At 45.2% G+C, this 13,946-nt stretch carries 12 protein-coding genes; 7 read left to right on the forward strand and 5 right to left on the reverse strand.

Annotated elements, in window-relative coordinates:
- Nucleotides 1-16 precede the first annotated feature (16 nt).
- Together lpxD and DIU38_RS26995 are read right to left on the reverse strand one after the other, a co-directional pair.
- Nucleotides 17-1,066: a UDP-3-O-(3-hydroxymyristoyl)glucosamine N-acyltransferase gene (gene lpxD / locus DIU38_RS26990; RefSeq protein WP_112653175.1), complete on the reverse strand. Its 1,050-nt coding sequence runs from the start codon at nucleotides 1,064-1,066 to the stop codon at nucleotides 17-19.
- Nucleotides 1,067-1,511: 445 nt separating this feature from the next.
- A complete protein-coding gene (locus DIU38_RS26995; RefSeq protein ID WP_112653181.1) occupies nucleotides 1,512-2,744 on the reverse strand; it encodes an HD domain-containing protein in 1,233 nt (410 codons plus the stop codon).
- 262 nt (nucleotides 2,745-3,006) lie between these two features.
- On the opposite strand from DIU38_RS26995, the gene porX reads away from it, so the two are divergent.
- Nucleotides 3,007-4,560: a T9SS response regulator signal transducer PorX gene (porX, locus tag DIU38_RS27000; protein ID WP_112653176.1), complete on the forward strand. Its 1,554-nt coding sequence runs from the start codon at nucleotides 3,007-3,009 to the stop codon at nucleotides 4,558-4,560.
- 146 nt (nucleotides 4,561-4,706) lie between these two features.
- Here the strand turns inward: porX and DIU38_RS27005 are convergent, their stop codons facing one another.
- From DIU38_RS27005 to DIU38_RS27015, 3 genes are all read right to left on the reverse strand, one after another.
- Entirely contained in the window at nucleotides 4,707-5,474 is a 768-nt protein-coding gene (locus DIU38_RS27005) for an exodeoxyribonuclease III (protein WP_112655696.1), read from the reverse strand.
- 189 nt (nucleotides 5,475-5,663) lie between these two features.
- Entirely contained in the window at nucleotides 5,664-6,374 is a 711-nt protein-coding gene (locus tag DIU38_RS27010; RefSeq protein WP_112655694.1) for a peptidylprolyl isomerase, read from the reverse strand.
- A 250-nt stretch (nucleotides 6,375-6,624) separates the two neighbouring features.
- Complete coding sequence (locus DIU38_RS27015; RefSeq protein ID WP_112655692.1) at nucleotides 6,625-6,975, reverse strand: hypothetical protein; 351 nt, start codon at nucleotides 6,973-6,975, stop codon at nucleotides 6,625-6,627.
- 213 nt (nucleotides 6,976-7,188) lie between these two features.
- Between DIU38_RS27015 and DIU38_RS27020 the strand changes: the two genes are divergently transcribed.
- The 6 genes from DIU38_RS27020 (at nucleotide 7,189) to DIU38_RS27045 (ending at nucleotide 13,870) form a co-directional block, all read left to right on the forward strand.
- Complete coding sequence (locus DIU38_RS27020) at nucleotides 7,189-7,512, forward strand: hypothetical protein (protein ID WP_143020927.1); 324 nt, start codon at nucleotides 7,189-7,191, stop codon at nucleotides 7,510-7,512.
- A gap of 73 nt (nucleotides 7,513-7,585) precedes the next feature.
- The gene (locus tag DIU38_RS27025; protein WP_167516290.1) at nucleotides 7,586-9,907 is read left to right on the forward strand and encodes a TonB-dependent receptor; all 2,322 of its coding nucleotides are present in this window, start codon (nucleotides 7,586-7,588) and stop codon (nucleotides 9,905-9,907) included.
- A gap of 465 nt (nucleotides 9,908-10,372) precedes the next feature.
- Nucleotides 10,373-10,789: a tRNA (adenosine(37)-N6)-threonylcarbamoyltransferase complex ATPase subunit type 1 TsaE gene (tsaE, locus tag DIU38_RS27030; protein WP_112655689.1), complete on the forward strand. Its 417-nt coding sequence runs from the start codon at nucleotides 10,373-10,375 to the stop codon at nucleotides 10,787-10,789.
- 53 nt (nucleotides 10,790-10,842) lie between these two features.
- Nucleotides 10,843-12,069 carry an alanine dehydrogenase gene (locus DIU38_RS27035; protein WP_112655687.1) on the forward strand — a complete coding sequence of 409 codons (1,227 nt, stop codon included), beginning with the start codon at nucleotides 10,843-10,845 and terminating at the stop codon, nucleotides 12,067-12,069.
- A 9-nt stretch (nucleotides 12,070-12,078) separates the two neighbouring features.
- Entirely contained in the window at nucleotides 12,079-12,762 is a 684-nt protein-coding gene (locus DIU38_RS27040) for a M15 family metallopeptidase (RefSeq protein WP_112655685.1), read from the forward strand.
- Between the two features lie 109 nt (nucleotides 12,763-12,871).
- The gene (locus DIU38_RS27045) at nucleotides 12,872-13,870 is read left to right on the forward strand and encodes a YihY/virulence factor BrkB family protein (protein WP_112655683.1); all 999 of its coding nucleotides are present in this window, start codon (nucleotides 12,872-12,874) and stop codon (nucleotides 13,868-13,870) included.
- Nucleotides 13,871-13,946 lie beyond the last annotated feature (76 nt).

The raw sequence follows: 13,946 nt of genomic DNA on the forward strand, positions 1-13,946 counted from the left end.
AATTTACCGGCTAAGGCTATTCGCTTGCCTTGCCTTTACGTAGTTCTTCAATCAATTTTTCAAGCTCATAAACCTTGCGGTCAAGCTCCGGCAGCTTTCGCAGCTTAGCGTGGGCACGAAGGTAATCTTTATATGGCATATATGGTGTACCGCCCCATACCTTACCTTCTTCGGTAATAGAGCTATTGATGCCTGTTTGCGCCGAAAACTGTGTTCCGTTAGCTATATTCAGGTGACCGGCAATTCCTACCTGCCCGCCAATTACAACCCTTTCGCCAATTTTGGTACTGCCCGAAATGCCCGACTGTGCTGCAATTACTGTATGTGCACCAATTTCCACATTATGAGCAATCTGGATCAGGTTGTCAATTTTCGCACCTTTACGCACTATGGTCGAACCCATGGTTGCCCTGTCGATAGTAGTATTTGAACCCACTTCAACCTCATCTTCCAATATTACGTTACCAATCTGTGCAATTTTGGTATAAGTGCCGTCGGGGTTGGGCGCAAAGCCAAAGCCATCACTGCCTATTACCGCCCCTGAATGTACTATCACATTGTTGCCGATAACGCAATCAAAGTAAACCGTCGCCCCTGCAAACAGCGTTACATTATTGCCAAGGCTTACATTATCGCCAATATTAACGTTGGGATAGATCTTGCAATTATCGCCGATGCTCACATTTTGGCCGATATAAGCAAACGCGCCTATATAAACGCCCGCCCCTACCTGTGCTGTGGGATGGATAAAGCTTGGCTGTTCAATTCCTTTTTTATCAAGCCTGAAAGTGTTGTACTTATCAAGGAGAACAGTGAACGCGCTGTAAGCGTTTTCAACCCTGATCAGTGTAGCTTTTACGGGCTCCGTTAACTGCTGATCATTATTAACAATAACAATGGAGGCGTTGGTAGTATACAAAAACTGCTCATACTTAGGGTTGGCCAAAAAAGAAAGGCTGCCGGCTCCGGCTTCCTCTATCTTGGCAAGCTGGCTAACAGTTGCCGAAGGATCGCCTTCTACAGTTCCGTTGAGCAGTAAACTTATATCATGGGCGGTAAATTGCATCGGGCAAATTTAAATGTTAAAATTGAAGCAACAAATTATTAATGAGTTATGAACACGCGTTAAAAAGTTTTGACTGTCAACGCGTTTTATTTTTCACCATTTCTTCATTTGTTGCAGATGTATATCGGTTTCGTTTTGCTATTTGTTAAAATCCAAAGTACGACGCCATTGTTTTATCGCTCTCTTAAATAGGGGCGTTGCCTGCGGCCGGGCTTTCCGTTCCAAGTCCTCGCTTGCCCAACCCGTAATTCCAACCCTCGCTGCGGACTTTACACTACAATTCCTAACGCGGCCAGTGCACATTTCCGGCATTTATCCATAATGCCTTTTTATGTAGAGACGCATAATTGCGTCTCCTTTAGGACAGATCGCTTTGCCAATCTCGAACTGCCGTAACCTGCATGCGGGAGACGCAATTATGCGTCTCTACAGTGAAAACCGCCCGTTAATTCAACAACTCCTTATTATAACAAAGGATATATTTTTTCACCGTTTTGGCCAAAGCTACGAGGTTTGAGTTGTCGCTGGCGGCGGCAATATCCTTTACCTCGCCATTCTTCATTAATATACCAATGTTGCCATCGTTTTGGTTATAAGCATTATTGCGGATAGATGTGGTAAACACAAAGTAGGCCGCAGCATCTTCATAACTAACGCCATATTTTTCCATCGCCTTTTGGCGAAGGCTTTCAACAAAAGCTTCGTCGGGGCATTCGTTGGTAATATCAACCCTGAAAAGGTTACGCTGCACCAGGTTTTTGCAAAGATGGGAAAGTACCAGGTCGGGATGATATGCCCACACTTTTACCGATGCCATAATATCGGTATCATCCAAACAGGCAAAAGTTTCCACGTGATGGTCCTCATTCATGAAAGCATCACGGCCAATGCGGTTCTTTAAAAAATGCAGCAGGGCCGGGGTGGCAAACAATTCCTTACCCTGCGAAATCAGTTCGCGGCCGCGCCTGAAGATCTTGGTTAACACCTCCTCGCCCGCTATTACTGTTTTATGCAGATAAACCTGCCAGTACATGAGGCGGCGGGCAATTAAAAATTTTTCTATCGAGTAAATGCCTTTTTCATCAACAACTACGTGGTCATCTTTAACATTAAGCATCTTGATGATCCGTTCTGAACTGATCACCCCTTCGGATACACCGGTGAAGAAACTGTCGCGGTTAAGATAATCCAGCCTGTCCATATCCAGTTGGCTGGATACCAACTGATGCAGGAACTTACGCGGATAGGTATCATTAAAAATATTGATAGCCATGGTAAGCTTGCCCTCAAACCGGGCATTAAGCTTATTCATCAGCATTGATGAAATATCCTCGTGTGCGATCCCGTCGATAATGGTGTTTTCCAAAGCGTGCGAAAATGGCCCGTGACCAATATCATGCAATAATATGGCAATGGTGACCGCCTCCTCCTCTTCGGCAGAAATTTGATGGCCCTTGTTTCGGAGGGTTTCAAGCGCTGTATCCATCAGGTACATGGCGCCCAAAGCGTGATGAAAACGGGTGTGCAATGCTCCGGGATATACCAGGTGGGTCATGCCCAGCTGTTTAATATAACGCAGCCGCTGAAAGTATGGATGGGATATGAGGTCAAAGATCAGTTCGGTAGGGATACTGATAAAACCATAAACCGGGTCGTTAATTATTTTCTTTTTATTCAATGCCGCTTCTAATGATTGCAAAAATGTAAAACAAAGGTAAAATAAGAGCGACAGGTTTGTTAAATTTTGTTAATACCTTTACTGTGTAACAACAAAAGCATCTATTTGGGTTTACTGTCTGAATCAGAATTCATAGAATTTTAGGATTCACAGAATTTAATGGTAAAAAATTGATATTTGAAAAGCATTTAACCTTATACCGGATCATTCTGAAAATTTTTAAATTCCGAAAATTCTGATTCAGGCACTTAATATATATACTATGCAAGATACCACCATTTTATGGGCCGATGACGAAATTGACCTGTTAAGACCACATATACTTTTCCTGGGCGAAAAGGGCTACAAAGTAACCACGGTTACCAATGGCTACGACGCCGTCGACTCTTTTAAGAACAATTATTTCGACCTGGTTTTCCTGGATGAGAACATGCCCGGCCTTACCGGCCTGGAAACCCTGCAGCAGATCAAGAACATCAACAATGATGTGCCCATTGTGCTGATCACCAAAAATGAAGAAGAGTACCTGATGGAAGATGCCATCGGCTCAAAGATAGACGACTACCTGATTAAGCCGGTACATCCTAAGCAAATCCTGCTTACTATAAAAAAACTGACCGAAAACAAACGCCTCGTTACCGAAAAAACCACCATGGCCTACCAGATGGATTTCCGTACACTGGGCATGACGCTTAACGAAAACCTGAGCCACCAGGAATGGGTTGATGTTTACAAGAAGCTGATCTACTGGGAGCTTGAGCTGGAAAAACTGGAAGATGCCGGCATGCACGAGATCCTGACGCTGCAAAAAGCCGAAGCAAACATGCAGTTTTGCAAGTTTGTGGAGCGCAACTACCTTAACTGGATCAAAAACCCGGATCTGGCGCCAACTTCATCGCCCCAGTTATTTAAAAAGAAGGTATTCCCTAAGTTGGATGGTAAAGGCCCCTTGTTTTTTATTTTGATAGATAATCTGCGTTACGATCAGTTTAAGATCATTAACCCTATTATTTCCGAATATTTCAGGCTGGAGGAAGAGGATACTTATTATAGTATCCTGCCAACAGCTACGCAATATGCCCGTAACTCGATTTTTTCGGGCCTGATGCCTTTGGATATGGAACGCCGCTATCCATCTATGTGGCAAAACGACGAGGATGAAGGCGGCAAGAACTTGTACGAAGCCGAGTTTTTAGCCGATCACCTGAAGCGCGTGTTGCGAAAAGATTGCAAACACTCTTACCACAAGATCCTGAATATTGACGAAGGCCGGGCGCTGAACGAGTCGGTTAATAACCTCATGAATAACGAGCTTAATGTAGTGGTATACAACTTTGTGGATATGCTTTCGCACGCCCGTACAGATATGCAGATGATCCGTGAGCTGGCAAGTGATGATGCAGCTTACCGTTCACTAACCCTGTCGTGGTTTGAGCATTCGCCTTTGTATGACCTGTTGAAATACCTCGCTCAAAAACAGGTACGCGTTATCATTACTACCGATCATGGTACCATCCGGGTAAAAAATCCAAGCAAAATTGTGGGTGACAGGAACACTAACACTAACCTGCGTTATAAACAAGGCAAAAACCTGAACTATAATGCTAAGGAGGTTTTTCATATCCGTAATCCGCATGATGCCATGCTGCCGAGACTGCACATTAGCTCAAGCTTTGTTTTTGCCAAGGAAGATAGCTACTTCGTGTACCCGAACAACTACAACCACTTTGTGAATTTCTATAATGAAACTTTCCAGCACGGAGGGATCTCGTTAGAGGAAATGATAGTGCCGGTGGCTACTTACGGGCCAAAGTAAACCCATTAATGTCATTGCGAGCGTAGCGTGGCAATCGCACGGAAGCATATACGCCCTGTATAGCTACGCGATTGCCACGCTACGCTCGCAATGACATTTTTTTAATATTTCTTAAAGTCTCCCCTTCAGGGGAGATTTAGAGGGGCTTAAAACTCCAATTCCAGCAATACCGGGCAATGATCGGAGTGCTTAGCCTCGGGCAATATAGCCGCGCGGCGGATCTTATCTTCAAGCGGGGTACTGGCCATGGCATAATCAATACGCCAGCCTAAGTTTTTACCGCGTGATCCGGCACGGAAGCTCCACCAGGTGTAGTTATGCGGTTCTTTGTTCAGGTGGCGGAAGGTATCTATAAACCCTCCCTCAATAAAGTTCTCCATCCATTCACGTTCCTCCGGTAAAAAGCCCGATGAGTTGGCGTTTGATTTTGGATTGTGAATATCAATAGGACGGTGACAAATGTTATAGTCGCCGCAAACCACCAGGTTAGGATACTCCACTTTAAGCAGGGTAAGGTACTTGCCAAACTCATCTAAAAAACGGTATTTAAAAACCTGCCGGTCATCACCGCTTGAGCCCGATGGGAAATAAACGCTCATCACCGAAACCTCATCAAAGTCAACCCGGATGCAGCGCCCTTCACGATCAAAGTCAGGAATACCACAGCCGTACTCAATATGCTTGGGCAATATTTTGGTAAAAATGGCTGTTCCGCTGTAGCCTTTTTTTTCGGCCGGGAACCAGTAGTGCTGATAGCCCATCTGATCCACCAAACCCAGATCAGTCAATACATCTGGCGTGGCTTTAATCTCCTGCAAACAAACAACATCTGCATCAGTAGCCTGCAACCAGGCCAGCCAACCCTTGTTTATTGCCGAACGGATACCGTTAACATTATATGTAAGTATTTTCATGCCCCCTAACCCCCTAAAGGGGGAGTTTTCTTTTTAAAGTTTAAACTGCAATAATATCCATCTGCCGCGGGTTTTTAACCCGTGGTGTACCATAGTTTCAGCTTTCAGCTGAATTTGTGTAAGCTGAAAGCTTACATCATGCCAACCACGGGTTACGCTATCGCTAACCCGCGGCAGTCAGTCGCCGGTTTATTTTTTTTCCGGAAACAATATATTATCCAACTGCTTACATTCCTTTTTACTCAGCAACTCAACAGTCATCGGCACATTCGTATTGGGACGATCATTGGTATCCTTTTTTACGGCAGCAATCCTATCAACCATATCAATCCCCGAAACAACCTCGCCAAAAACGGTATAGTTTTGATCAAGGTGTGGCGAACCGCCGACTGATTTATACCATTCGCGCTGCCATGCCGGGATCTTGCGGCCTTTAAGCCGGGTATTTTCCAGTGTATCCAACTTACCATCTGTAAAGCGTTTGCCTTCCACAATATAAAACTGGCAGCCGCTTGATTCTTTTTTAGGGTTATCATCCCGCGCGGCAGCAAGTACACCGCGTTTATGAAACAGGCTATCGCGAAATTCGGCGGGGATGGTATAGCCCACTTCGCCATTGCCCAGTTCAGCGCCGGGTTTTGCTTTTACCGGGTCTTTTGAATCCGGATCGCCCCCCTGGATCATGAAATTCTGGATCACCCGGTGAAACAGCGTCCCATTATAAAATCCCTTTTTGGTTAGTTTGATAAAGTTATCGCGGTGCAATGGCGTTTCATTATACAGGCGGAGGATGCAATCGCCATAAACCGTATGGATCCGCACGTACTGATTTTTAGGCGGCCCGGCAAACGCGGCTGTAAGGGTTAATAAAAGAATGCTTAGGGTAAAAAGTTTCTTCATATATGGCCGTTGATTGTTTTTATTGATGAAGATAGATTAATTGTTCCGAATGTTCTAATTCCCTTCCCGGGATCAATTTAAGGGGTAAAAAGCTGGGAAATGTGCGATTCCCCTCTGAGAGGGGCGGAGGGGTGTGTTTATGCTTTGATAAGCCAATCGCAGAAACACACCCCTGCTATCGCTCTTCCCTCCGCGCGCCCTCTCAAGAGGGGAATTATAAAGCCCTGTTATCAACCCAATAAACCACTCGCTATTCCACCCCCTCCATCTCCTCAAAGTAATTTACAATGAGCGATTTCATCATCATTTCTTGTTCAAGCAGGGTATAGTTCGGGATTACTTTTACGCGTTTCCAGTGTGGCCAGCCATCCTGGTCAAGGCCTTCAAGCTCGTAAAAGCCCATCATGCTCATTAAGCGGCAGGTTGCGATATGCATCAGCTCTTCCTTTTGGCGCTTGCTGAACTTACGCGGCCCCTGGCCCAGCTCCTGTACCCCGATCAAAAAAAGCATCACCTTTATATCGGGCTTTTCGTTATCAAAATCCTCAGCTATCCGCTGCTGCAGCGCATCCCATTTTTTATTGATCTCGGCAGGTGTCATATTTGGCAAAGATAAGTTCATTGGTTCACTTGTTCATTGGTTCATTGGTGAAAAGTTTGCCAACCTGTTTAAAGCTCCCTGTATACGCAGGAAAAGACAAATAAACTAATGAACAAGTGAACCAATGAACAATCGCATTATTGTTACAATGTTGCATTAATATTCCCGTTTTAATACTTATTTTTGCCGTATTCCGTTAAAGGGATGTTGACTGTGAAAAAAAACCGCTTACATATTGTATTTGCGTGGCTGCTGCTTGTTTGCTTTGCGGCCGGGCAATATATGGTTTATTCGCACCAGCACGCCCTGATCAAGGGAATAACCAAACACAGCCATATGGCTGTTGGTCAGCAAACTGTTAAAGAAAAATGTTTACTGTGCGATGCCATGCACCATACCGATGCTGTGGCTGTTAGCAACAGCTCATTTTTTATCCCTCTTGTAACTTCTGATCATTTTTTTAAACCCGGCGATTACAATTTTGTAAGCCTTGCGCTTATCCTTGCCGCCGGCCGCGCCCCTCCGGTTATTGCTTAAGGTTACCTTACGCTTTCCTCAAAACATAGCCGTTGTTAATAACGGTATTTATTGATTTTCTTAATCTTTTATCATGAAATTAAAGCTTATAAGCTTCATTATATTGCTGTTGGTGCAGGTTTCTGCATTTGCAGATGTTATTATTGTTAAAGGCCGTGTGGTCGACGCGCAATCAAAACAAACCTTACCAGGTGCTGTGATCACTATCCCCGAATTAAAAATATCTGCCATCACCGATCCTAATGGCGAGTTTTCCTTTAAATCATTACCCAACAGGGGCAGGTTCCTGTTCTCGATAGAATATGTGGGTTATAAATCCCTTACCAAAATAGTTGATCTTTCGGCCGGCACTCCGCTGGTTTTTGAATTGCAGTCGAGCATTATCGAAACCCACGAAGTGGTTATTACCGGCACAGCTATCAGCGCTAATAATAAACAAAACAGCACATCAGTATCAGCTGTGGGACGCGATGGCTTGTTAAGGCAGTCAACCAACCTCATCGACGCGCTTGCACACCAGGTGCCGGGCATGTCGCAGATCACTACCGGCCCTTCTATTTCCAAACCGGTTATCCGTGGCTTAAGCTATAACCGTGTAGTTACTTTGAGCGACGGGATTAAACAACAAGGCCAGCAATGGGGCGATGAGCACGGTATTGAGATTGATCAATACAGCTCGGACAGAGTAGAAGTGCTTCGCGGGGCGGCTTCACTGCTATACGGATCAGACGCGCTTGGCGGTGTTATTAACCTGCTTGAACCACTTACCCCGCCCGACGGGCAGATCAAAGGTGAGTTTTTAACCAACTACTCCACCAACAACGGCCTAACCGGAACTTCATTGATGCTCACCGGTAACGAAAACGGACTGGTATGGCGTGCCCGCGGCAGCTACAAAAATGCCTACTCCTTTAAAACGCCCGATTACTATTTCCCTAACTCCGGCTTTAATGAAACCGACCTGAGCGGCATGATCGGTCTTAATAAATCATGGGGTTACTCGCATATCAACCTCAGCTACTTTAAAAACAATATCGGTTTTTACGATCCGGAGCCCGCTAATGGCCTCAACTTTTTGCATGACGATGGCACACCATTTACGCAGGATGAATACAAAAGCCGTACGCTTGAATACCCTAAACAGGATATCCGCCATTATAAGATAAACTGGGATAACAACTTCATTACCGAAGGGGGCAACCTGAAAGTGAACCTCGGCTACCAGAAAAACCAGCGCCGCGAGCTCGACGGACCGGATCCTTCCCTGTTCTTTGATCTGAATACGTACTCGGGCGATGTAAAATATTATGTTACCGAAGCAAACGGATGGCAACCTGTTTTTGGCGCGAGTTCGGACATCGGCCATAGTTTAAACAAAGGCTCGGAGTTTTTGATCCCGGCTTATGATACTTATGGCGTGGGCGCTTTCGCATACATCAAAAAAACCTGGGATAAAAACACCTTTAATGCCGGTATCAGGTATGATTATCGTAAAAACAAGGGCAAAGGCCTGGTTGAGGATGGCGAAACCAAATTTACCCCCTTTACCAACAAGTTTTCGAACATAAGCGGAGCGTTGGGTTATACGCATGAGTTTAATGAGAATTTGAATTTCAAGGCCAACGCCGGTTCGGCTTTCCGTGCGCCAAACCCGGCCGAACTTGGCTCCAACGGTGTACATGAAGGTACTTTCCGTTATGAAATAGGTAATCCTAACCTGGCGCCTGAAAGAAGTTACCAGGTTGACGCTACCCTGCAATACGATGACAAAATTGTAAGTGCCAGTTTAGGGATCTATGAAAACTATATCCACAACTTTATTTATGCATCGCACAAACAGGGGGACGTAGCACAGGCCGTAAACGGAGCCGGTAGCCTGAGCCAGTTTGATGTGTACCGTTACAACCAGGTTAATGCTAACCTGTATGGTGTTGAAGGTAACTTTACCCTGCACCCGGTAAGCTTCATCCATTTTGAAAATACCTTTGGTTATACTTATGCCCGAAACAACACACTCGACAGGCCGCTGGCGTTCATCCCTGCCGGTACGCTGAAAAATACGCTGCGTTTTGAGCCAACTATTAAAGGGGTGAAACAATCATACATTTCGGTAGGGATAGATAATTTCTTTAACCAGTACCGTTATGATTCGGCTTTTGAAACCGGCACCAAAGGCTACACGCTGTTAAATGCCGGGCTGGGCACAACGGTTAACTTTGGCAAACAACCGGTTAAACTATATGTATCGGGAAATAACCTGGCCAACATCAAGTACTACGACGCGCTTAGCCGTCTTAAGCCCGGTCGTATAAGTTCGGAAGATCCGGAATTTGGTATTTATAACATGGGGCGCAATATTACCTTCGGTATTTACCTGCCATTATCCATCAATTAATTATTAATGATGTTTCAAATAAAAAGTCCTGCCATCCGGTGGGACTTTTTATTTTCCTGTAAGAGCGATTAGATGCAAGAGGGGTTAAAGACTTGACGGCTAATTTATAATTTAGGTATTTTGAGTATTTTTGGGCAAATAAAAGGATGTCATGGGGGAGTAATCACCGGGGGAGTTCCTGAAAAACCGTGATGGCGTATAAGATAAGTTTTAGCGATGATGTGCGGGGGCAGCGTTAGTGATAGTAGCGGGTACCGGCCTTGTGGCTAATGCCTGTGCAGTATGAGCGGATAGCACGGGCCGCAGGCAACGCCCACATTACTATCGATCAAAAAATATATTTAATAATCAATAATTTACGATCACGTCATTATATAAAACAATCACACGCAGGCACAGCTGCTCTCTATGCGGTTGCCACGCTGCGCTCGCAAAATGACATGGTATAAAACAAAATTATAACACGTGCAACTATCTGTAAATTCAACATCTCAATTACCGCAGGCTGCCGAAGCCATCCTGGCCAACTCGGCAGGGAATAAAATTTTTCTTTTTTATGGCGAAATGGGGGCGGGCAAAACAACGCTCATCAAAGCTTTATGTGAAGAACTTGGCGTAACAGAACAGGCAACCAGTCCGACGTTTTCAATTGTAAACGAATACACCGGGCGCGACAGCAAGATTTTTCATTTTGATTTCTATCGTCTTAAAAATCAAACAGAAGCATTGGATATGGGCTATGAGGAATATTTTTACAGTGATGCCTACTGCTTTATTGAGTGGCCCGAAAAAATTCCCGACCTGCTGCCGAGCCGTTACACCAACATCCGGATCCGGGTTTTGGACAGCACCTCGCGCAGCATCAGCATGGAAAATATTTAGTTTTATCATACATCGTTTTTTCTTATCTTCAACAGCCTTAAAAAAAACACATCATGAGTTCAGGGATATACAGCGGGTTTTCGGATATTGCCAAGCAAGCAATGTTGCAGCCCCAGGAGTCGTTGCTGGAGGTAAAAAGCAAAAAAAACAAGCTATACATCGGCATTCCCAAGGAGGTTTCCTTCCAGGAAAACCGTGTGCCCTTGACCCCGCTGTCGGTAGCGCTTCTGGTTAATAACGGCCACGAGGTGATGCTGGAGAGTAATGCCGGGCAGGCCGCCAATTTTTCGGATAAGGATTACAGTGAACAGGGCGCCCAGGTAGTATATGATACCAAAAAGGTTTACGAGGCTGATATCATTATCAAAATAGCCCCTCCTACTACTCACGAAATTGAGCTGATGAAACCCGGGCAGCTTCTGATCTCTACCCTGCAAATCGCTACGCTCAAGGCCGAAAGCATTCAGGCGCTGATGGCCAAAAAGATCACCGCGCTAAGTTTTGAGCATTTGCGCGATGAGGGCAATACCCTCACGGTGGTAAGGGCCATGAGCGAAATTGTGGGCGCTACCTCCATACTTATAGCAGCCGAATACTTAAGCAATGTTTTTGAAGGCAAAGGCCTGATGCTGGGCGGCATCACCGGCGTTCCGCCAACCGAAATTGTGATTCTTGGTGCCGGAACCGTGGGCGAATACGCGGCACGCACCGCCATATCATTGGGTGCCGAGGTTAAGGTATTCGATCCGTCGATATACAAACTTCGCCGCCTGCAAAATAATATCGGTAACCGCGTTTTCACATCGGTGGTACAGCCTATTGTATTAGAAAAAGCCATCACCACCTGCGATGTGGCCATAGGTGCGCTCCGTGCCGAAGATGGCCGCAGCCCCTGCATTATATCCGAGGAAACCGTTAGCCGCATGAAACGCGACTCGGTGATCATTGATGTAAGTATTGACCAGGGAGGTTGCTTTGAAACATCCGAAGTTACCAATCATACCCACCCCGTTTTTCGCAAATATGATGTAATTCATTATTGTGTGCCTAACATCGCATCGCGTGTAGCCCGTACCGCTACTTATGCGCTCACCAATATTTTTGCACCAATACTGCTTGATATTGGCGATATGGGCGGCATCAAAAACCTCATCTGGCAAAAATCGGGAGTGCGTAACGCGGTTTATATTTACCAGGGCCAGCTTACCAATAAACACATTGGCGAGCGTTTTTCGATCCCCTGCAAAGACCTCGATTTGCTGATCGTATCGCACAGATAAACGGGTAATATGAATCACCGGTACTTGATATTGCTGATATTTGTAGCGTGTGCTTTGCGCGTTAACGCGCAGCATTATAAATATATCGACAGTACAAAAATTTATGGTATTGCCCGCTATAAACTACAGGTTAAAGCAAACCCGGATAAACAGCTGGTTGAAATAAAGAAATATATCCCCGAAATTATCTTAGATCTGCGGTATGCTACAACCAACAATTTCATGCATCGCCGCATGTATACAAGGGCCAAAGCTTATGCAAGGCTCCCGGTTGTAAAAGCGCTTCAGCAGGTTGAAGCCGAATTAAAAATGCAGGGACTCGGTATTAAAATTTATGATGCCTATCGGCCCTATTCGGTTACCGTTAATTTTTATGAAATGGCCCCCGATACCAACTTTGTAGCCGATCCGCGCAAAGGCTCAAAGCATAACCGTGGTTGCGCTATTGACCTTTCCCTTATCAACATTAAAACCGGCAAAGAACTGGATATGCCAACCGGCTTTGATAGCTTTAGCCGTAAGGCCGGGGCAAACTATATGGATTTACCGCCGCAGCAAATTGCAAACCGCGAATTATTAAAAACGATAATGGCCAAATACGGCTTCAGGGTGATCTCAACCGAATGGTGGCATTATGACTTTACGGGCTGGGAAAAATATGAGCTGCTGGATATTCCGGTACAGGCCCTCTAAATATTTTAAGCCCGTCCAAAACTCACAACTTTTATTTAAATAGCCCTACAAAAGGCATCAATATTGCTTAACCATTCACGAATAAGCATTAATCTACAAAAACGCAGGCATGAAATTTTTAAGCAAAGCATACTTTAAACAACTATGGAAGGTTCTCCTGGCATCGTTCACGGGCTTTTCAAAAGATAATGGCTTAAAATTAAGCGCCTCGCTGGCTTATTACACTGTTTTTTCAATTGCCCCTTTATTAATTATTGTAATATCGGTAGCCGGCCTGGTTTTTGGACAGGATGCCGCAACCGAGCGGTTGTACCCCGAAATTGTTCGTTATGTTGGCAAAACACCGGCGGCACAAATTCAGGATGCGTTAAAGCACCTTGCGCTATCCGGGAAATCGGGCATAGCGGTTGTTATTGGCGTGGTTACGCTTTTATTGGGCGCGAGTAGTATTTTTATCGAGATCCAGGATTCGCTTAATATAATCTGGAGGGTCAAAGCCAAGCCCAAAAGCGGCTGGATGCAATTGCTGAAAAACCGGTTTGTGTCCTTTTCGCTCATCATCAGCCTGGGCTTCCTGTTGTTGGCATCGCTTATTATCAACCTGGTTATAAGTGCCCTGAAAGATCAGATCCAGCATTTTTTTCCCGGTATCGATTCTTTTACGAAAGTATTTGTCCAGGTGCTAAACCTGGGCATTACCCTGGTGGTGATCACTACCTTGTTTGGCATCATATTTAAGTTTTTGCCCGATGTTAAAATCAAATGGCGGGATGTGCGCAGCGGCGCGGTATTTACAGCTATCCTGTTTATGATAGGTCAATACCTCATCAGCCTTTATATCCAATATACAGCGCAAGGGTCGGCATATGGCGCCGCGGGTTCTATTATTGTGATATTGGTTTGGATCTATTATACATCGGCCATATTGTACATTGGTGCCGAGTTTACCCAGGTATTTGCCGAGGCCAGCGGGAGCCATATCGAGCCCGCAGATTACGCCGTTCATGTTCAGCAAACCGAGGTTGAACACCGCGTAAAAACCCTCCCTCCTCAAAACCCGCAGCTTGAAGGGCATTTGAAAAAGGATGAGGGAGAGAAAAGGGGATAGGAAACATTACATATACCTGCCGTCATGCCGAATTTATTTCGGCATCCCATAGGACAGATGGCCGTTTTGCTTAGCA

It is taken from the genome of Mucilaginibacter metallidurans, from assembly GCF_003286435.2.
Taxonomy (GTDB): Bacteria; Bacteroidota; Bacteroidia; order Sphingobacteriales; family Sphingobacteriaceae; genus Mucilaginibacter; species Mucilaginibacter gossypii.

What these genes read in the sequence shown, in the direction of transcription:
- DIU38_RS27010 (WP_112655694.1), bottom strand. Translation starts at nt 6,374, where the DNA reads ATGAAGAAACTTTTTACCCTAAGCATTCTTTTATTAACCCTTACAGCC.
- DIU38_RS27005 (WP_112655696.1), bottom strand. Translation starts at nt 5,474, where the DNA reads ATGAAAATACTTACATATAATGTTAACGGTATCCGTTCGGCAATAAAC.
- lpxD (WP_112653175.1), bottom strand. Translation starts at nt 1,066, where the DNA reads ATGCAATTTACCGCCCATGATATAAGTTTACTGCTCAACGGAACTGTA.
- DIU38_RS27045 (WP_112655683.1), top strand. Translation starts at nt 12,872, where the DNA reads ATGAAATTTTTAAGCAAAGCATACTTTAAACAACTATGGAAGGTTCTC.
- porX (WP_112653176.1), top strand. Translation starts at nt 3,007, where the DNA reads ATGCAAGATACCACCATTTTATGGGCCGATGACGAAATTGACCTGTTA.
- DIU38_RS27035 (WP_112655687.1), top strand. Translation starts at nt 10,843, where the DNA reads ATGAGTTCAGGGATATACAGCGGGTTTTCGGATATTGCCAAGCAAGCA.
- DIU38_RS27040 (WP_112655685.1), top strand. Translation starts at nt 12,079, where the DNA reads ATGAATCACCGGTACTTGATATTGCTGATATTTGTAGCGTGTGCTTTG.
- DIU38_RS27015 (WP_112655692.1), bottom strand. Translation starts at nt 6,975, where the DNA reads ATGACACCTGCCGAGATCAATAAAAAATGGGATGCGCTGCAGCAGCGG.
- DIU38_RS27025 (WP_167516290.1), top strand. Translation starts at nt 7,586, where the DNA reads ATGAAATTAAAGCTTATAAGCTTCATTATATTGCTGTTGGTGCAGGTT.